The sequence below is a fragment of the Amycolatopsis aidingensis genome (assembly GCF_018885265.1).
In the GTDB taxonomy this organism is placed as follows: domain Bacteria; phylum Actinomycetota; class Actinomycetes; order Mycobacteriales; family Pseudonocardiaceae; genus Amycolatopsis; species Amycolatopsis aidingensis.
Genome location: NZ_CP076538.1, coordinates 3,227,418 through 3,245,063 on the forward strand (window position 1 = coordinate 3,227,418; position 17,646 = coordinate 3,245,063).

At 71.0% G+C, this 17,646-nt stretch carries 19 protein-coding genes; 9 read left to right on the plus strand and 10 right to left on the minus strand.

The features are described from left to right. Positions 1-118: 118 nt before the first annotated feature. Complete coding sequence (locus KOI47_RS15175; RefSeq protein ID WP_216216604.1) at positions 119-1,009, plus strand: universal stress protein; 891 nt, start codon at positions 119-121, stop codon at positions 1,007-1,009. Between the two features lie 18 nt (positions 1,010-1,027). Here the strand turns inward: KOI47_RS15175 and KOI47_RS15180 are convergent, their stop codons facing one another. Then, entirely contained in the window at positions 1,028-1,576 is a 549-nt protein-coding gene (locus KOI47_RS15180; RefSeq protein WP_216216605.1) for an HdeD family acid-resistance protein, read from the minus strand. A 174-nt stretch (positions 1,577-1,750) separates the two neighbouring features. Here KOI47_RS15180 and KOI47_RS15185 point away from each other — a divergent pair, with 174 nt between their 5' ends. Both KOI47_RS15185 and KOI47_RS15190 read left to right on the plus strand, forming a co-directional pair. After that, positions 1,751-3,589 carry an FUSC family protein gene (locus tag KOI47_RS15185; protein WP_216216606.1) on the plus strand — a complete coding sequence of 613 codons (1,839 nt, stop codon included), beginning with the start codon at positions 1,751-1,753 and terminating at the stop codon, positions 3,587-3,589. A 105-nt stretch (positions 3,590-3,694) separates the two neighbouring features. Continuing rightward, a complete protein-coding gene (locus tag KOI47_RS15190; RefSeq protein ID WP_216216607.1) occupies positions 3,695-3,883 on the plus strand; it encodes a PspC domain-containing protein in 189 nt (62 codons plus the stop codon). Positions 3,884-3,918: 35 nt separating this feature from the next. On the opposite strand, the gene KOI47_RS15195 is transcribed toward KOI47_RS15190, so the two are convergent. From KOI47_RS15195 to dinB, 4 genes are all read right to left on the minus strand, one after another. Beyond that, on the minus strand, positions 3,919-4,473 hold the full coding sequence (locus KOI47_RS15195) for a DivIVA domain-containing protein (RefSeq protein WP_216216608.1): 555 nt from the start codon (positions 4,471-4,473) through the stop codon (positions 3,919-3,921). A 6-nt stretch (positions 4,474-4,479) separates the two neighbouring features. Next, positions 4,480-4,878 (minus strand): globin domain-containing protein, encoded by a 399-nt coding sequence (locus KOI47_RS15200; RefSeq protein ID WP_232376753.1) that lies wholly within the window; start codon positions 4,876-4,878, stop codon positions 4,480-4,482. 59 nt (positions 4,879-4,937) lie between these two features. Next, the gene (locus KOI47_RS15205; protein ID WP_332461464.1) at positions 4,938-5,417 is read right to left on the minus strand and encodes a group I truncated hemoglobin; all 480 of its coding nucleotides are present in this window, start codon (positions 5,415-5,417) and stop codon (positions 4,938-4,940) included. Positions 5,418-5,529: 112 nt separating this feature from the next. Next, positions 5,530-6,726, minus strand: coding sequence for a DNA polymerase IV (gene dinB, locus KOI47_RS15210; protein ID WP_216216611.1), 1,197 nt, complete (start codon positions 6,724-6,726; stop codon positions 5,530-5,532). Positions 6,727-6,848: 122 nt separating this feature from the next. On the opposite strand from dinB, the gene KOI47_RS15215 reads away from it, so the two are divergent. Then, a complete protein-coding gene (locus tag KOI47_RS15215) occupies positions 6,849-8,051 on the plus strand; it encodes a glycoside hydrolase family 64 protein (RefSeq protein ID WP_216216612.1) in 1,203 nt (400 codons plus the stop codon). 161 nt (positions 8,052-8,212) lie between these two features. Here KOI47_RS15215 and KOI47_RS15220 read toward each other — a convergent pair whose 3' ends face one another. Then, positions 8,213-9,313 (minus strand): ABC transporter ATP-binding protein, encoded by a 1,101-nt coding sequence (locus tag KOI47_RS15220; protein ID WP_216216613.1) that lies wholly within the window; start codon positions 9,311-9,313, stop codon positions 8,213-8,215. 113 nt (positions 9,314-9,426) lie between these two features. Here KOI47_RS15220 and KOI47_RS15225 point away from each other — a divergent pair, with 113 nt between their 5' ends. Continuing rightward, a complete protein-coding gene (locus KOI47_RS15225; protein ID WP_216216614.1) occupies positions 9,427-10,608 on the plus strand; it encodes an ROK family transcriptional regulator in 1,182 nt (393 codons plus the stop codon). A gap of 10 nt (positions 10,609-10,618) precedes the next feature. On the opposite strand, the gene KOI47_RS15230 is transcribed toward KOI47_RS15225, so the two are convergent. Then, positions 10,619-10,906, minus strand: coding sequence for a putative quinol monooxygenase (locus KOI47_RS15230; protein ID WP_216216615.1), 288 nt, complete (start codon positions 10,904-10,906; stop codon positions 10,619-10,621). A 31-nt stretch (positions 10,907-10,937) separates the two neighbouring features. Further along, complete coding sequence (locus KOI47_RS15235) at positions 10,938-11,639, minus strand: DUF998 domain-containing protein (RefSeq protein ID WP_216216616.1); 702 nt, start codon at positions 11,637-11,639, stop codon at positions 10,938-10,940. Positions 11,640-11,773: 134 nt separating this feature from the next. On the opposite strand from KOI47_RS15235, the gene KOI47_RS15240 reads away from it, so the two are divergent. The 4 genes from KOI47_RS15240 to KOI47_RS15255 all read left to right on the plus strand — a co-directional run bounded on the left by KOI47_RS15240 (position 11,774) and on the right by KOI47_RS15255 (position 14,812). Next, positions 11,774-12,406 (plus strand): GntR family transcriptional regulator, encoded by a 633-nt coding sequence (locus tag KOI47_RS15240; protein ID WP_232376867.1) that lies wholly within the window; start codon positions 11,774-11,776, stop codon positions 12,404-12,406. A 102-nt stretch (positions 12,407-12,508) separates the two neighbouring features. After that, positions 12,509-12,877, plus strand: a complete 369-nt coding sequence (locus tag KOI47_RS15245) for a thioredoxin family protein (protein ID WP_216216618.1) — start codon at positions 12,509-12,511, stop codon at positions 12,875-12,877. Positions 12,878-13,051: 174 nt separating this feature from the next. Further along, positions 13,052-13,720: an organomercurial lyase gene (merB, locus tag KOI47_RS15250; RefSeq protein WP_216216619.1), complete on the plus strand. Its 669-nt coding sequence runs from the start codon at positions 13,052-13,054 to the stop codon at positions 13,718-13,720. Between the two features lie 318 nt (positions 13,721-14,038). Then, a complete protein-coding gene (locus tag KOI47_RS15255; protein WP_216216620.1) occupies positions 14,039-14,812 on the plus strand; it encodes an enoyl-CoA hydratase/isomerase family protein in 774 nt (257 codons plus the stop codon). Positions 14,813-14,825: 13 nt separating this feature from the next. Here KOI47_RS15255 and KOI47_RS15260 read toward each other — a convergent pair whose 3' ends face one another. Together KOI47_RS15260 and KOI47_RS35570 are read right to left on the minus strand one after the other, a co-directional pair. Further along, positions 14,826-15,599: an IclR family transcriptional regulator gene (locus KOI47_RS15260; RefSeq protein ID WP_216216621.1), complete on the minus strand. Its 774-nt coding sequence runs from the start codon at positions 15,597-15,599 to the stop codon at positions 14,826-14,828. A 145-nt stretch (positions 15,600-15,744) separates the two neighbouring features. Beyond that, positions 15,745-17,499, minus strand: coding sequence for a glycoside hydrolase family 6 protein (locus tag KOI47_RS35570; protein WP_269756708.1), 1,755 nt, complete (start codon positions 17,497-17,499; stop codon positions 15,745-15,747). Positions 17,500-17,646 lie beyond the last annotated feature (147 nt).

Sequence of the window (17,646 nt, forward strand, 5' to 3'; positions counted from 1 at the left end):
CCACCGGATCGGGGCCCAAAGGCCCGCGTTCCGGGGACGCCTTGCCCCTGTACTCCCGAGGTTTGGCGGCGAAGCTCACTGAGAAACCTGAGGCGAGGACGAAGGAGAACCCGGCATCATGACCAACACCGCACAACATCACGCGATTGTCGTCGGCGTGGACGGCTCCGACTCGGCGCTGCTGGCCGTGCGCTGGGCCGCGTCCGAGGCGCGGCGGCGTGACCTGCCGCTGCGCCTGCTGCATATCGGCGTCACCTACCCGCTCATCGCGCGGGGCCCGGACGAGGGGATCGTGGAACAGGGCAACGAATGGGTGGCCTCGGCCGCCGGGGTGGCGGCCGAAGCCGCACCCGGGGTGCGGACCGAGCGCAAGGTCGCCCTTGGTGACCCGGCCCAGATGCTGGTCGAGGCCTCCGAACGGGCCCGCATGCTGGTCCTCGGCTCGCGCGGCCTCGGCGGATTCGCCAGCCTGCTGCTCGGCTCGGTCGCGGTCACCGTGGCCGCGCACGCGCACTGCCCCGTGGTGGTGCTGCGGGGCAGCGGGTTGCCGAGGGCCGACGCCCCGATCGTGGCCGGGCTGGACGGCTCTCCGGCGGGGGAGGCCGCCGTGGCGTTCGCTTTCGAGCAGGCCTCGCTGTGCGCGGCGCCGCTGATCGCGGCGCACACCTGGCACGAGAGCGCGCTGGACGGGGCCTGGGTGGCCGAGCCGTACGCCATCGACGTGACCGAGACGCAGGAGGGTGAACAGCGGCTGCTGGCCGAACGGCTGGCCGGCTGGCGGGAGAAGTACCCCGACGTCGAGGCGCGGGCCGAGGTGTTGCACACCCGGTGGCCCGCCAAGGGGCTGCTGGAGGCCGCGGCCGCCGCCCAGCTGATCGTGGTGGGCTCGCGTGGCCGGAACACGCTGACCGGCCTGCTGCTCGGCTCGACCAGCCAGGCATTGCTGCACAAGGCGGAATGCCCGGTGGCGGTCGTGCGGCCGGAAGGAACCCGATCGACCGGTGTATAACACCCTATACCGCGTGGCTCAGCCGAAGCTGCGGCCGAAAGACCGCAGCCGGAACCCCAGCACGATCAGGGTGACCCCCCAGATGGCGGCGAGGACGCCGATAGCGACCACCAGCGCGAGGGCGCCCTCGCCCGGCTGGACGATCAGCAGCACGCCAAGGACCAGCGCGACCACCCCGGTGAGCGCGAGCAGCCATTCGTTGTCGATCACCTTGCGCAGCCGGATGGCCGCCGCGATCTGCAGCACACCGGCCACGATGGACCAGGCCGCGATCAGCAGGAGCAGCACCAGCACGGTGATCTCCGGCCAGACCAGCGCGAGGACGCCGGTGAGCACGCCAAGCACCCCGAGCAGCACGTGGGCCCACCGGTCGGCGCCGGGAATCGGGCCGCCGGTGAGGCCGATCACCGCGGCCGCGATCCCGTCCACCAGTACGTAGGCTCCCCACAGCACGGCAAGGGCCAGCACCGTGATTCCCGGCCATGCGATCGCCAGTATTCCGAACAGGACGGCGACGGCTCCGCGCAGCACGACCAGCCACCACTGGCGGCGCAGCAACTCCAGCATCGTTCTCCTCGCCCGGTCCTCGCCGGCTCGGCGCTCTCGGGAACTCAATGATCGGGACAGTCGTGCGGACCGGCAACGGCAGGCAGGCGGATTCCGTCTTCCGGGTCAAATTCTCCGATCGCGTCCCGGCCGTCGTTCTGCGACAGTGCACCCGGAACGCGGAGAGGAGCCCGGGTGCGCGGAGTCGGCATGCCGGTCGTCGTGCTGGCGGTGGTCGGCGGCACCAGCGGGCTCGGGTTCCTCGCCGGGCTCGGCAACGCCGCGATCCTGGCCGGCCTGACCGCGCTGTTCTGCCTGCTGGCCTCCTTCGGTGGCCCGCTCGGCGCCGACCTGCGCCTGCTGGCCGCCTTCGCCCCCGCGCTGCTGGTCGGGGTCGGCCTGCCGAAGCTGCTCGCCGGTCCCGCCCCGGCGGTGGCGATCACCCTGCTCACCGTGGTCGTGTTCGGTGCGGCGTTGCTGCCGGTGCTCGGGCCGCGCTTCGTCCCTGTCGGGCTCGGCCTCGGCATGGCCTCGCTGTTCGGCTACGGTTTCCAGCTCACCGGGGCCGCGACCGCGGGCCAGCTGCTGGGCGCTCCCGCGCTCGCCATCGGGGTGGTGCTGCTGCTGCGGGTGCTGGCCGGCGCCAGGGACCCCAGCGGTCCCACCAGGCAGGCGCTGGCCGACGCGCTGGCCGAGGACGACCCGGGCACCACCGAGCGCGCCGCGCGGGTGTGGCTCTCCGAACGGCCGGTGCGCTGGACGGCACGGGTACTCGGCGGGATCCTGCGGCTGCGCACCTTGATCGTGATCCTGGAGGGACGCCGGGGGAGTGTCGATCCCGACGCGGCACGGGAGATCGGTGAGACCATCGCGGCTGCGCGCCGGGAGGCGGCCGTGCTGGCCCGCTCGGTCCGGGTCCGTGGCTTCCCTTCCGGGCCGGAACCGGTGCACCGCAGCCAACGGGGCCGCTTGCCAGGTGACACCGGGACACTGGTGGCACAACTGTGGTCCACACTGGACGACATCAGCGCTGCGGCCCGCGACCGGGACCGGTCCCGGGTGGCCTTTCCGTCCCGGCTGCGGCGCGAAGTGCGGCTGAGCTTCCTGCGCGGCACGGTGAACTGGGGCTCGCCACAGCTGCGGCATGCCGTACGGTGCGCCCTCGGCGTGCTGCTCGCGCTGCTGATCGCCGGCACGAGGCCGGGGGACCCGCTGACCGTGTCCTTCCTGCTCACCACCTTCGGGATCATGCAGCCGGAATGGCGGGACAGCCTGGACAAGGCGTGGCAGCGGGTCGCCGGATCACTGGCCGGGGCCGTGGTGCTCGCGCTGGCGTTGTGGCTGTTGCCCGCGTCCGCCTTGCTGCCGGTCGCGGTGGCCGCCATGCTCATCGGGCTGTCCCTGATGCGGCGCCTTCCGATGGTGTTCAACGGCTGCATCGTGCTGATGGCGGTGGGCATGAACGCGACGAGCAGGCAGCTGGACGCCGGGGAGCTGCTGCTGGAGTACCTGCTGCTGATGCTGCTCGCGGTGGTGGTCGGGTTGCTGTTCGGCTTCGCCGCGATCCCGGGGGTACCCAAACCGGATCTCGGTCAGCGGCTGGAGCACGCCCTGCGCACCGGCAGCGAACTGCTCGAACAGGCCGCCGTCCGGCTGCGCGGGCAGGAGATCGCGCGGGACCGGCCGGCCAGGCGACTGCGTGCCGCCGCGCTGGCCGTTCAGCAGCTGGCCACGGGTGAGCCGGGGGCCACGCCTCCCACGATGGCGCAGCGGGAGGCCGCCGAGCAGGTGCTCGCGGGGTTGCACGGGCTGTACGCGGCCGCGGCCGCCCTGCTGGCCCGCCGGGAGGCGGATCCGGAGATGGCGGCCGTGCTGGAATGTGCCGCCGAGGCCCTCGGCACGGCGGCGGAGCCGGACCTCGGCCCGCTGGAGCGGCTGCGCGCCGGGGAGCGCGACGAGGAGCGGTTGCTGCTTCTCGACGCGCTCTCCACCGGGCTGTACCGGGTCCGGCAGGGCGCGCTCGGACTGCGATGACCGCCACCGGCCCCGCAGGCGGGCGGGCCATGGGTCGTCCACCGGCGCCACCGGGCCCGTCCGACTACAGTGCGAAGGGGAGTCGATCAGTAAGGAGGGGAACCCATGGGCGCCGTACTGGATCGTCCCAGGGACGGGAAGGTCATCGCCGGGGTGTGTGCCGGTATCGCCGACCGGATGGGGTGGAACAGGAACAAGGTGCGGCTGGTGTTCGTGCTGTCCTGCATCCTTCCCGGGCCGCAGTTTCTCGCCTACATCCTGCTCTGGGTGCTGATGCCCAAACGCGACGCCTGACCGGCGACCGCCGTGAGTGGGGCCGGCCGGGCCGGTCAGAGTCCCTCGTCCTCGCGATGCACCCCCGGAGATGGCGGCGAGACGGCCTGCCCGTCGCCGGTACCGGTGGCAACCGGGGCACCGAGCACATGGATCTCCTGGATCAGCCGCTGCAACTGGGCCTCGAGCAGGTTCCGGATCACCGAGGCGTGCACGCTGACCGCCTTTGCCTGATCGCTGGCCTGGTGCACGATCTCGTCGAACCGTTGCCGCGCCGCGGCTTCGGCCTGCCGCAGCAGGTGCTGCGCCCGGGTTTCCAGTGACTCGGCGCGAAGCTGGGCCCGGCTGTAGATGTTGACCTCCGCGGGGGTCGGCTCGCGCCGCCCCTCGTCCGGTATGCCGTGTGAGCGCCGCCAGTCGCGGATCCGGTGGACTTCCTCGCGCTCACGGGCGAGTTGCCGGTCGCGTTCCGCCAGCGCCTCGGCCAGCAGATCGAGGAACGCGTCCACGTCGCTTTCCCGGTATCCTCGGGTGCCGAACCGGCTCGGCGGGAACTTCACCCCGCGCACATCGTGGGGGGTGAGCCTGCGGTGTCGGGAAGAATGCGGCATGGTGGGTCACCTCCAGGTTCCGGGCCGGTCGGTGCCGGAGTTCTCCGTGCTTTCCCCGTTTTCGGTTTTGCCTGCGGCCTCCAGCATCACCGCACTGATCACCTGGTACGCCTCGGCCCAGTTCGCGGCAAGGTCCGGGGTCCAGGCCGCCCCTTCGAAATGCGCCAACGTGGCGAGCAGGCTGGCGCCCACCGGAGGGTAATGCTCCGGTTTGGTGCCGAATTCGACATGGTCGCTGCCCAGTTTCGCGAGAAAGGCGCCAAGCCGTTCGGCCTGGTCCGCCGAGGCCACGATCGTGCCGAGCGCGTTGACGAATTTGTCCCGTTGTCCTGCCATGCCCAGTGGGAACATGTCACGAATCGCCGGTTCGCACAGGGCGAGATGCGAGTAGAAATACAATGCCACCGCGTCTCCACCGGCCGCGCACACCCTGGTCCAGGACTCTTTCAGTGCCGCCGGATCCACTAATTGTCCGCCTGGACGATCTGCGGTCTCAATGCTGCGATCCGGTCGAGCACGGTGGTGACGTCCTCCTCGGCCACCTCGTGCTCGCGCAGGGACTGGCCCAGCAACTCGGCAATGCCCTCGAAATCGCTTCCGGTCACCGCGAGTCCTCGATGCGCGCTGCTCAGGTCGCGTCCGCGGTAGGTTTCCGGGCGACCGACCGCGGTGATCAGGAATGCCGTCATATGCCTGCGTTGTATCGGCATGCTGACCCCGGCGAAATAGTGCTGGAGGTCGGCATCCGCGAGTACCCGGCGATAGAAATCGTCCACTATCGCCGCCGTTCCTGCGTGCCGACCGAGACGTTGATACAGGTCTGAACCAGACACAAGATCAACCTTTCCGGTACTGTGACAGGATCTTCGGGCCGGTTCGCGACGGCGTCGGTCCGTCGCCTTTAATTCACCGGCATGGTGAATGCATACCATCGCCGGTGGCATCGCGAAACGGTCGCGGCGCGCTGAGCGAGCAGTGCTACCCGAATGGCCGCATATGCATCGGCACGTGCCGAGGCGGCGTGCACCCCCGTTTGCCGTAGCGTTCGGCCGCCGGTCAGTCCGGCAGCAAGGGCACCGAGATGCCCTGGTCACGGTGGAGCAGGGTGGCCCTGGTGACCGCGGCCGAACCGAACCGGTCGCGCACGTTGTCCAGCGCGGCGTCCAGCGCGCTGTCGGTGGCCGGGGTGAACGGCAGGGTGAGCTGTCGTGGGGCGTCCTCGGCCAGGTTGCCCAGTGCGAGGCCGAGCAGGGTGAGACCCCGGCGCTCGATCATCGGCCACGCCTGCGACAGCAACTCGCGTGCGGCACCGAGAATGGCCTCGGTCTCTGCGGTGGCATCCGCCATGGTGCGCGAGCGGCTGACCCGCGCGTAGTCGTCGAACCGCAGCCGCAGCACCACCGTGCGGCAGGTTCGCCGGGCCTGCCGCAGCCTGCGGGCGAGCCGGTCGGCCAGTGAGACCACGATGGCGTCCAGATCCGCGCGCGAGCGGGCGCGACGGCCCAGTGCGCGTTGCGCGCCGATCGAGCGCCGCCTGCGGCCGGGATGCACCGGGCGCGGGTCGTGGTTGTGTGCCAGGGAGTGCAGGTGCCTGCCTGCCGCCTGACCGACCATGGCCACCAGCGCGGGCTCGCCGAGCGCGGCCACCTGGCCCACGGTGGCGACCCCACGCTCGCGGAGCCGGGCCGCGGTGGCGGGCCCCACGCCCCAGAGCCGCTCGACCTCGAGCGCGTGCAGGAACTCGAGTTCCTCCTCGGCCGGAACCACCAGCAGGCCGTCCGGCTTGGCCACCCCGCTGGCCACCTTGGCGAGGAACTTGGTCCTTGCGACACCCACCGTGATCGGCAGCCCCACCCGCGCGAGCACCTCGGCGCGCAGCCGGGCCGCGATCCGCGCGGGCGGCCCGCTGATCCGGCCGAGCCCGCCGACGTCCAGGAAGGCCTCGTCGATGGAGATGCCCTCGACCAGCGGGGTCGTCTCCCGGAAGACCTCGAACACCGCCTTGCTCGCCTCGGCATAGGCCGACATCCGCGGCCGCACCACGATCGCCTGCGGGCACAGCGCGCGGGCCCTTGCGCCGTTCATCGCGGTGCGGACCCCGTAGGCCTTGGCCTCGTAGCTGGCCGCGAGCACCACCCCGGGTCCGACGAGCACCGGCAATCCGCGTAGCCGTGGATCATCGCGCTGCTCGACGGCGGCGTAGAACGCGTCGAGGTCGGCATGCAGGATCGTCTCCCGGTTGGACACGAACACATGTTCGCATCGACCCCCGACATCGAGAGTGGGTCAGCGGGTTTGACATTTGTTGTGATGTGGAACATATTAAGCCGGGAGAGCGCTCTCACGACCCTGCTCCCCATCGTCGAGGAGTCATCATGATCTCCCGCCGCGCTTTCCTCGGGGCCACCGCGACCGCGGTGGCCGTCCCGGCCCTTGGCGGTCTCAGCGGCCTGAGCGGCCGGGCTCAGGCCCGCACGCCCCAGAACTTCACCCTCGAGCTGGTGAATCACTCCGGTTCCGGCTCGGCCTTCGCCTACATCGTGGGACTCTCCGGTGGCCGGCCGCTGTTCGTCAAGGCCGACGGCAGTTCCTACTTCCCGCCCTCACCGCCGGGGCCGGTCACCCCGCTCGGTCAGGACTGCGCGATCCCGCTCGGCGCGCCCGGTACCGCCACCCGGCTGCGGGTGCCGCGGATGTACGGCGCCCGGATCTATGTGGTCACCGGAAGCAAGCTGGAGTTCTTCGTCAATCCGGGCCCGCATGTGGTGCACCCCAGCTTCCTGAACACCGGTGACCCGAACTTTGCGCGGGACTGGTCCTTCGCGGAGTTCACCTTCAACGAGGCCGAGCTGTTCGTGAACGTCAGCTATGTCGACTTCGTGGCGGCCCCACTCGGGCTGTCCCTGCGCAGCCTGTCCGGCCGGAGGGAGTCCGTCCCCGGCCTGCCCGCGGGGGCCGTGGACACGGTCTCGTCCGCACTGGTGTCCCAGGCTGGGCGGGACGGAGCGCCGTGGGACCGGCTCGTGCAGCGCGACGGCGGCACGCCGTTGCGCGCGATGAGCGCGCACTACCAGGCCACGGAGTTCGGGTCCTATCTGGCCGGCTACGTCGACGAGGTGTGGAACACCTACTCCGGCCGCACGCTGACCGTGGACACCCAGTCCGGCTTCGGGGTGCTGACCGCACGGGTCAGCGGGGGACTGCTGCGGTTCGAGAACGGGGAGACCTTCGCCAGGCCGAGCACGGCGGACGTGCTCAGCTGCGACAGCGGCCCGTTCAGTCTGGCCGGCGCGAGCCCGGTGCGTAAGGCGATCATCCCCCGGCTGGCGGCCGCGCTGAACCGGACCACCCTGCGGGACAACCCCGACCAGCCGAACGGGGAGCGGCCCGAGCTGTTCTACCGGAACCCGCGGACCAACCACTACGCCCGGATCGTGCACGAGACCCTGCCGGACAACCGCGGCTACGCCTTCCCCTACGACGACGTGTCGCCCACCGGCGGCCCGGACTTCAGCGGTGCGGTGCGTTCCGGGGATCCGGACGTGCTGACGGTGACGGTGAAGGCCCTGCACGGCTGACCCCGACGGCCAACGCGTGGATGCAGAAAGCCAACGCGTGGATGTGGGCGGCAAACACGGTTTCCGGCCGTGTTTGCCGCCCACGCGCGCGTGTTTGCCGTCCAGGTACGCGAGTTTGCTCCCCACGTACCCGAGTTGGCCGTTCCCGATGCCGGAACGGGTCACCGGCCGAGGCGCTGACCGGTTTCCGGGGAGAACACGTGCACCTGTTCGGGGTCGTCCAGGCGCAGCTGGACGGTCTCGCCGAGCTGCGGGGGCCTGCGGCCGTCCACCCGTACGATCAGCCGGGCGGTCTGGTCGCCGACCTGGATCGAGCCGTGCACGTAGGCGTCCGCGCCGAGTTCCTCCACCAGCTCCACCGACAGCTTCGCCGACTCGCCGCCCGGTTCCACCAGCCGCAGCGCTTCGGGGCGCAGGCCGACGGTGACGCTGCTCAGACCCTCCTGCCGCGCGGCCTCCAGGGTGGCACGGGGCAGGGGCACGGTGAGCCCGTCCAGCTGGGCGCCCTGCGCGCTCAGCGGGGCGTCGTGCAGGTTCATGCTGGGTGAGCCGATGAACCCGGCGACGAAGGAGTTCGCGGGCCGCTCGTACAGCTCGCGCGGAGTGTCGCACTGCTGGAGCAGGCCGTCCTTGAGCACCGCCACCCGGTGCCCCATGGTCATCGCCTCGACCTGGTCGTGCGTGACGTAGATGGTGGTGGTGCCCAGCCGGTTCTGCAGCGCCGCGATGTTCGCCCGCGTCTCCACCCGCAGCTTGGCGTCCAGGTTGGACAGTGGCTCGTCCATCAGGAACACCGCGGGCTCGCGGACAATGGCGCGGCCCATGGCAACCCGCTGCCGCTGCCCGCCGGACAGCGCCTTCGGCTTGCGATCGAGGTAGGCGGTCAGGTCCAGCAGTTCGGCCGCGTGCCTGACCCGCTTGGCCACCTCGGACTTGTTGACCCGCTTGAGCTTCAGCGCGAAACCCATGTTCTCCGCGACGGTCATGTGCGGGTACAGCGCGTAGGACTGGAACACCATCGCGATATCCCTGTCCTTCGGGGGGACCGCGGTGACGTCTCGGTCGTCGATGAAGATCGACCCCTCGTCCACGTCCTCGAGCCCGGCCAGCATGCGCAGTGCGGTGGACTTGCCGGAGCCGGAAGGTCCGACCAGGACGAGGAACTCGCCGTCGGTGATGTCGAGATCCAGGTTGTCCACCGCCCGCACCGGGGGAGTGGAGGGGAAAACCCTGGATGCCGCCCGGTAGGAGACCACCGCCATGTGTCACACGCACCTTTCTCGTTCCCGCACTTCTCCGTGCGCTGGATCACTGTCTACAGCGCCGCGCCGCTTCCGGCTAGAGTTAATTAACCAAGTACGTTTATTATTTAACGATGGGCACGGACAGGAAGCACAACCTCGCCCTGCTGATGCGGCTGATCTGCGCGGGCGGGCCGGTCACCAGGGTGGAGCTGGCCCGGCGCGCCGGACTCAGCACGGTCGCGGTCACCAACCTGGTCACCGAGTTGATCGAGGCCGGGGTGGTGGCCGACCTCGGCGCGGTGCCCGCCAGCGGTCCCGGCAGGCCGGCAGGCCGGGTGGCCGCCGCTCACGAGGGGCCGGTCGGGCTCGGGCTGTGTTTCGACGTGGACTACGTCGCGGGCTACGTGGTCGACCTGCGCGGTCGCCCCCGGCACCGGGAGCTGCGCAGGGCGACCCTCGCCGGTACCGAGCCTGCCGAGGCGGTACGCGCGGCCCGGCCGGTGCTGCGCAGGCTGTTCGAGCAGGCGGTGACCACCGACCGTCTGGTGGCCGGGGTCGCGGTGGCGGTGGAGGGCGTGATCGAGCACGACCGGGACGGCTACCCGACGGTGCACAGAGCACCCAGCCTCGGCTGGCGGGACGCCGACCTGCGCGCGCTGGTCGAGCGTGAGCTCGCCGCGCTCGGCGCGCACGGAGTGCCCGTCCAGATCGGCGGCGGGGCCGGGTACGCCGCCGCGGCCGAGGACGTCGAGGAGGGCAGCGCGCTGTACGTCGGTGGCGAGGCCGAGCTGGGCGCCGTGCTGGTCAGCGCGGGCGCGGCCCACCGGGGTGCGGCGGGTGCGGCGGGGTTGCTCGGCCACGTGCCGGTGCGGCACCGGGGCCGGTCCTGCCCGTGCGGCCTGCGCGGCTGCCTGGACGCCTACGCCGGGCGCCGGGCCATGGCGGCGGCCGTCGGGGTGGGCGAGGGTGCGGTGAACCGGTTGCTCACCGGCGAGGACCCCTTCGGGCGGCGGTTGCGCGCGGGCCAGGAGGCCGCGGCCGCCGCGGCGGAGCTCGCCGCCCACCGGCTCGCCGACGCCCTGGCGGGTCCGCTGGCTGTGCTGGACCCGGAGGTGGTGGTGCTCGGCGGCAGGTTGGCCGCCCTCGGCGAGCCCTTCGCCGGGCCGCTGCGCCGCAGGCTGGCCGACCACCACCCGTGGACGTTGCTGCGGCCAGGGCGCCGGGGACCGGACGCGGTCCTGCTCGGCGCGGCCCGCGGTGCACTCGCCGAGGTGCTGGCCGACCCCGTCGGCTGGGCCGACCGTGCACCCTGAGCTCAGCCGGTCAGGTCAGCGGGCGGGTGTCCGCGATGTCGTACTCGGCGACCGAGGCGGCGAGTATCGCGGCGCTCTGCCCCGCATCAGGGCCGTCGCCGCGGAACGCCGCCACCGCTGCCGGTGACTCCCAGCGCTCGAAGACGACGATCCGGCCGGCATCGACCAGGTCCGCGGTGATGGAGAAATCGAGGCAGCCGGGCGCCCGGCGGGCCTGTTCCACCACCTGCACACAACCCGCGAGGTAGGAGTCCCGCTGCTGCGGATCGACCATGAGGTGCCCCGCGACGATGACCATGTACCGCTCCTTCGCTGGCTCGAACCGTTCGTCACCAGGTTCGACTCTCCGACTGGGCCGAACTCATCGGACCGTCCGCCGCGCCGGCGTCCACGGGACGGGCCCGGATCAGCCCGGCGATCAGCACGGCCAGGGCCGCCACCGCACTGCCCACCAGCATCCGCTCCACCAGCCCGAGCGGCAGGAACCGCCACCAGGCCGGTCCGCCGGACATCATGTAGCCGATCGCGGCCAGGATGGTGCCGAACCACAGCAGGGAGAACACGCTCAGTGCCCTGGCCAGCCACCGCCAGCCCGGCATGGTGGGGAACACGGGCCTGGCCAGTAGCAGGATCGCGGCAGGCAGCGACAGGAAGGCGACCACGCTGGTGTAGCGGTGGATCAGGCCGCCGATACTCGGACCGACCGACCAGTCGGTCTTGGTAAACGTGACCAGGACCAGCAGGCTCGCCGTCCAGAGCACGCCGAGGACGGTGGCCGGCAGGGAGAGGCGGCGGCGGGCCACCTCGGCGAAGGCGAGCACGGAGGCCACGAAGACCAGTAACAGGGCAACGTCGAAAACCCACTTGCCCGGCCCGAGCGCGTACTCGCTGAGCGTGCGCCGGACCGGGCTGATCTCGCTGGTCGGCGGCAGCAGATGTAGCGCGGTCAGCAGGCAGGCGCCGAGCGCGAGGGCGACCAGGCCGCTCGCCTGGGCCGTGCGCCGTCCCTGGCCGGTCCAGCCGTGCGTCATGATCGGTGCTCACCTCCGTGCCGGCAGGTTAGCGGCCGGACCTTGACAGAACGCTGAGAGCACCAGGACCCGGCCGGTCATCCCGGCAGACCGCTATCCTGACCGCGAGGAGTCGAGGGAGCCCCGTGAACCTGATGTTGCAGACCATGAGCACCAGGGACGCCCTGGTCGAGGCGGTGCGCAAGCAGATCCTCGGCGGCGAGCTGCGACCGGGTGAGCCGCTGGTGGAGACCGCGCTGGCCGCCACCTTCGGGGTGGCGCGGCCGACCGTGCGCTCGGCCCTGCAGGAACTCGTCGGCAGGAACCTGGTGCAGCGTTCCCAGGGGCGCTCGCTGATCGTGCCGGTGCTGACCGAGGCCGATGTGCGCGACCTGTTCTTCGTCCGTACCCCGCTGGAACTCGCCGCCGTCCGGGAGATCGTGCAGCGGCGGCGGCCGCTGGAGCGGCCCGGGCGGCGGCTGGCCGAGATGGAGGCCCTGCCGGTGGACGCGGGCTGGGCCGACCGGGTGGAGGCGCATACCGCCTTCCACCTTGCGCTGGTCGATGCCGCAGGGAGCGCGCGGCTGAGCCGGATCTACCCCGCGTTACAAGAGGAGATGCAGCTGTGCCTGGCCCAGCTGCGGCCCTCCTACCCCCGGCCACACGACCTGACCGAAGAGCACCGGCTGCTGCTGGATGCGGTCCGTTCCGGGGACGCCGAGCACGCCTGCGCGCAGATGGAGGCGCATCTGCGGCACGCGGTGGAGAGCTTCGCCACCCAGCACTGAACGTATGGCCGGCGCCGCCTTCGACGCTCCGGTTACTTTCGACCGTGGCCGGGCCCGCTCCTGATCCGTACCGTGGCCGGTATACCGAGGAGGAGGTTCGGCGTGGCGACCATCGAGCTGACCAAGGACAACTTCACCGACGTGGTGGGCGACCAGGGTACGGTGCTGATCGACTTCTGGGCTTCGTGGTGCGGGCCATGCCGGATGTTCGCCCCGGTGTACGAGCGTGCGGCCCGGCAGCACGGGGACGTCACCTTCGGCACGGTGGACACCGAGGCGGAACCTGAGCTGGCACAGTCCTTCGGGGTGTCGTCCATCCCGACGCTGGTGGCGATCCGGGACAGCGTGGTGCTGTACGCCCAGCCGGGTGCGCTGCCCGAGCCCGCGCTGGAGGAGCTGATCGGCAAGGTCCGCTCGGTGGACATGGACGAGGTGCGGGCCTCGGTGGCGCAGCAGCAGGAAGAAGGCTGAGCCGCAGGCTCTTTTCCTTGTGGGGCTTGGAGAATTCGTTTCTGTCGGACCGCTGTGGATAGTGGACTTCGGACGGATCGACGGTGGGTACCCGGCGTCGCGCCCGGTTGTCACACGATCGTGGTGGCGTCGGCCGGGTTATCGTCTGCCGCATCGACGTGAAGGAGTCTGATCGTGGCCGACCCGGCGCCCCGCGAGGGGGTCGAACGCATCCTCGGTGAACCGACCAGCGAGCGGCTCGGCTTCCTGCCGAGGCAGGCGCGGTTGCTGCACCGCAGCATCCTGCGCCGGTTCGCCGCCACCGGCGCGCCGCCCGCCCGCGCGGAGCTGGATGCCGAGGCCAGGCAGTGCCTGCGGGAGCTGGCCGAGTGGGACCTGGTCGGCCTGGGGCAGCGGGGCGAGATCGAGCACGCCTATCCCTTCGCCACCGAGCGCACCCCGCACCGGGTGCAGATCGCGGACGGGGCGCAGCCCTATGCGGTGTCGGCACTGCACGCGCTGGGCGCCCCCGCGATGCTGGAGACCGACGCGGAGATCGTCTCGGTGGACCCGCAGACCCGCAGGCGGATCAGGGTCACCGTCGGTGATCAAGGCGCCACCGCCGACTGGCAGCCCGCCACCACGGTGGTGTTCGTCGGAATCCTGATCGTGTGCAGCGAGCTCGGCGACGCCAGGGCCTGCGGCCCCTACACGAAGTTCTTCGGCACCCGCGACAGCGCCGAGACCTGGGCCGAGGCCCGCTCCAACCGGGTGACCGGCGTGCTGCTGGACCAGGACGAGGCCCTGCGGGCCGCCGAACGCCACTTCGCAGGCCTCCTGCGCAGGCACCTGCGCAGTGTGTGACCACCACACCGGCGTCCCTCTCCTCCCGAACGGCCAACCCGCGTAGCTGGGCGGCCAACGCGTGCATGCAGACGGCCAACGCGTGCGCGGGAACGGCAAACACACCACATGCGCGTGTTTGCCGTCTGCGCGCGTGTGTTTGCTGCTCATGGACACGCTTTGGCCGTTCGTTCACATGCGTTGGCTGTTTCGGTGCGCTGGTGATCTCGGTGTCTTCTTGACCCGGTGTGCGGGCGACCATACATTCGTGCCACTGAAGGCAATCCGTTCCGTGTAGCGGCACGGCGCCGGATGGCAGGCGGGCGAGGGAGACATCGGATGAGCGAGCAGCTGATCGTGCGGATCGACGGTACGGTGGCGACCGCGATCTTCAACCGGCCCGCCGCGCGCAACGCGATGACCTGGGCCATGTACGACGGGCTGGTCGAGTTCTGCGACCGGGTGGAGGCCGAACCAGGGGTGCGGGTCGCCGTGCTGCGCGGTGCGGGCGGGAAGGCCTTCGTCGCGGGTACCGATATCGGCCAGTTCCAGGACTTCCGGGACGCCGAGGACGGGATCGAGTACGAGCGGCGCATCGACTCCGTGCTGGACCGCCTCGAGCGGCTCGATGTGCCCACCATCGCCGCCGTGGACGGCCATGCCATCGGCGGCGGGCTGGCCATCGCGGCCGCCTGCGACCTGCGCGTCTGTACCCGCTCGGCCACCTTCGGGGTGCCGATCGCGCGCACCATCGGCAATTGCCTCTCCATGCGCAACTACGCGCGCCTGGTGGACCTCATCGGTGCCGCGCGGACCCTGCATCTGATGTACACCGCCGAGCTACTCGATGCCGAGCAGGCGCTGGCGGCCGGGCTGGTGACGGAGCTCCTCGACGACGGCGAACTGGACGAGCGGCTGAACGCGCTGTGCGCGCGGCTGGCAGGTCATGCCCCGCTGACCCTGCGGGCCAGCAAGCTCGCGATCCGGCGGCTGCGTGCGGCCGCCGTTCCGGACGGCGACGATCTGGTACGGATGTGCTACGGCAGCGAGGACTTCCACGAGGGAGTGGCCGCGTTCGTCCGGAAACGCCCGCCGCACTGGCGCGGCCGGTGAGCACCGGTCGCCATCAGGCGGCTCCGGCCGGACCCCGGAAGCCGAGGGTGGCGCTGACCCGCTGGGCGGCCTCGGTCACCAGCTTCCCGTACCGCTTTCTGGTGTCCTCCGGCATCCGGTCCGCCGGTGCGGAGACGGAGAGGCTGGCCACCGGGACGCCGGTGGAGTCGAAGACAGGGGAGGCGACGGCCGTGATGTCGGCCCGCCACTCGCCGAGGTTGGCTGCGTAGCCGCGCTCCCGCACCCTGCCGAGCTCGGCGTGGAATTCATCGAGGTCCACAATGGTGTTCTCGGTATAGCGCTCGAGCTTCGGCCCGACGATCTCCTCGACCTCGGTCCGCGAAAGATACGCGAGCATGGCCTTGCCGTTCGAGGAGCCGTGCAGCGGAACATGGCTGCCGAGCGGGATCACCGCGCGCACCGGGTGATCGGTCTCCACCCGCTCGATCAGGACGGCCCGGTCACCCTCCAGCACCATCAGGTGCGCGGTCTCCCCGGTCTGGCCACGAAGCTCCGGCAGCACCGCCGCGGCCGCGTCCCGCACGCTCAGGTCCACGATCGCGCGGCTGCCGATCTGCAGCGCGCGGGTGGTGAGTACCCAGCGGGTGACCTCCGCGCCGTCCGGGCAGATCCACCCGGCAGTCCACAGTGTCCGGAGCGCGCGCTGCACCGTGCTCTTCGGCAGGCCCAGCCTGCGGGCGAGATCACCGACACCGGCGGGCTGGTGGTAGGCGACTTCCTCGAGTACGCGGAAGGCGGAGAGTACGGTCCGCATCCCCTCGCTCATCCCGCCAGTGTACCGAGCCCGGCCCGCTCCCACAGCGAGCCGGGAACCACGGCGGTGAGCCGCGAGGGCGCCGTGTCCCACGCCGGACACGGCGCCCTCGCTCATCGCTCGTCCTTGGCAGGGGCAGGGATTACCGCAACCGGGCTCAGTCGCAGGCGGTGTCGTTCAGGGTGAACCCGGCCGGTGCGGCGTGCGACCCGGAATGGGTGCCCTGGAAGCCGAAGCTCACCGAGCCGCCCGCCGGGATGCTGCCGTTCCAGCCGCTGCCGGTGGCCGTCACCGTCTCGCCCTGCTGGGTTACCTCGGCGTTCCAGCTGCTGGTGACCTGTTGCCCTGCCGGGTTGCCGAAGGTGAGGGTCCAGCTCGGCACGCTGGAGTCGCCGTCGTTGTGCACGGTCACCGCGGCCACGTAGCCGGTGTTCCACTCGTTCTGCAGCTGATAGTCCACCGTGCAACCGGCGGGATCGCCAGGGTCACCGGGATCGCCAGGGTCACCGGGGTCGCCGGGGTCGCTGCCGATCGGCGGGTAGGCGTTCGCCAGCAGCTGCTGGAACTGGGCGGAGAACCAGTGCCCGGAGATCGGGGCGTCCGGCAGGGCACCGGTCGCGCTGTTGCCGTTGCGCGGGTTCCCGCCGTAGGTCGGGTCGCACATCCGGTCGAAGCCCTTGCCCTCGTCGTTGGGGATCTCCTCGCTGGAGCCGTCCGACTCGCCGGGCGGCTTCATCCAGACGTAGGCGTCGATCCCGGGTTCCGGATCGGCCTGCGGCCGTTCCCCGAGCCCGGCGCCCGCCTGGTTGCACCAGTTGCCCACGTGGATCCTGCGGTCGATCCTGCCACCGTCCACATAGGCGTCGGCGCTGGTGGTGGGCCCGGGACCGGCCGGCCGGTCCGACCCGCCCCAGCCGTTGCGCGAGGTGTCGATCAGCATGCCGACGCCCGGGTCGAAGCCCTCCTCGACGAGCTGCTCCCGGAAGGCCTGAGCGAAGGACAGCTCGTCCACATAGTCGTTCCAGTCCACCCAGCTCGACTGCGCCCGGATCGGCTGACCGTTGATCGTGTCGTCCACGTCGAAGTGCGGCTCGACCAGCGCGCTGTAGTTGGCCGTGTTGGCGATGAAGCCGTGCACGTCGGACGGCTCGGCTCCGTTCGCGTTCGCGGCCTCGTAGATGATCTCCGCGCTGGGTTCGAAGTTGGACTCCCAGCCGATCCAGCCGTGATGCCCGGCATCGACGTAGTTGTACACATTGGGAATCGCGCCCAGCCGGGAAAGGGCGTACCCGACCCCGTTGACGTAGTTGCCGTTGGCCAGCATCTCGTCGCACTGCTCGGTCGCGGTCGGCCTGCTACCGACGTTGGTGACCAGGTTGGGCAGCGAGTCGATCTCGATCGTGGTGACGATCCGCAACTCGGCGTAGGCCGGGTCGGACAGGATCTCCGCGATCGGGTCGATGTACTCCGATTCGTACCGGCCCAGCTCGTCCGGGCCCAGCTCACCGTTGGAGGCCAGGGCCGCGCAGTCCCTGCCGGGCAGGTTGTAGATGACGATCTGGATCAGGTCGGCGTCCTGTGCCAGCGCTTCGTCGAGATGGTCGCGCAGACCGAAGCCGCCGGTGGTCGGGCTGTCGTTGCCCTCGATGGCGCTGATCCGGTCCAGCCACACCCCGGTGGGCTCGTCGGCCACGGCCTCGCCGCCCGGTTCGGCGGCCGCCTTGGCCGCCCACAACGGGTTGACGTACACCGTCGCGCCGGCATACGGGTTGTCCACCCGTTCCTGCGCGGTGGCCGGGCTACCCCCGCCCGCCAGCAGGGCCGCACCCATTAGCGCCGAGGTGGCCACCCCGGTCACGGCGCGGTGTCTGCGACGCGAGCCGCGCCGCCGACCAGGAGATTCGGTTCTCATTTCGGGCTCCTTACTACGACCTCGTGACGTCGGTGTCCCGAGGTTGCGTGATCCGACGATGGATCTGGGAGCGCTCCCAGTGGCGAACTGTACCAAGCGGATGCGGCGTTGCATAGAGAGTGACGAGCATGTAGCCGGCGCTCCGAA

Bases quoted from the DNA above. Each gene is read 5' to 3' on its own strand.
- KOI47_RS15175 (WP_216216604.1), top strand. From the start codon at position 119: ATGACCAACACCGCACAACATCACGCGATTGTCGTCGGCGTGGACGGC.
- KOI47_RS15180 (WP_216216605.1), bottom strand. From the start codon at position 1,576: ATGCTGGAGTTGCTGCGCCGCCAGTGGTGGCTGGTCGTGCTGCGCGGA.
- KOI47_RS15190 (WP_216216607.1), top strand. From the start codon at position 3,695: ATGGGCGCCGTACTGGATCGTCCCAGGGACGGGAAGGTCATCGCCGGG.
- KOI47_RS15195 (WP_216216608.1), bottom strand. From the start codon at position 4,473: ATGCCGCATTCTTCCCGACACCGCAGGCTCACCCCCCACGATGTGCGC.
- KOI47_RS15205 (WP_332461464.1), bottom strand. From the start codon at position 5,417: ATGCCACCGGCGATGGTATGCATTCACCATGCCGGTGAATTAAAGGCG.
- KOI47_RS15215 (WP_216216612.1), top strand. From the start codon at position 6,849: ATGATCTCCCGCCGCGCTTTCCTCGGGGCCACCGCGACCGCGGTGGCC.
- KOI47_RS15220 (WP_216216613.1), bottom strand. From the start codon at position 9,313: ATGGCGGTGGTCTCCTACCGGGCGGCATCCAGGGTTTTCCCCTCCACT.
- KOI47_RS15225 (WP_216216614.1), top strand. From the start codon at position 9,427: ATGGGCACGGACAGGAAGCACAACCTCGCCCTGCTGATGCGGCTGATC.
- KOI47_RS15230 (WP_216216615.1), bottom strand. From the start codon at position 10,906: ATGGTCATCGTCGCGGGGCACCTCATGGTCGATCCGCAGCAGCGGGAC.
- KOI47_RS15235 (WP_216216616.1), bottom strand. From the start codon at position 11,639: ATGACGCACGGCTGGACCGGCCAGGGACGGCGCACGGCCCAGGCGAGC.
- KOI47_RS15240 (WP_232376867.1), top strand. From the start codon at position 11,774: ATGTTGCAGACCATGAGCACCAGGGACGCCCTGGTCGAGGCGGTGCGC.
- KOI47_RS15255 (WP_216216620.1), top strand. From the start codon at position 14,039: ATGAGCGAGCAGCTGATCGTGCGGATCGACGGTACGGTGGCGACCGCG.
- KOI47_RS15260 (WP_216216621.1), bottom strand. From the start codon at position 15,599: ATGAGCGAGGGGATGCGGACCGTACTCTCCGCCTTCCGCGTACTCGAG.
- KOI47_RS35570 (WP_269756708.1), bottom strand. From the start codon at position 17,499: ATGAGAACCGAATCTCCTGGTCGGCGGCGCGGCTCGCGTCGCAGACAC.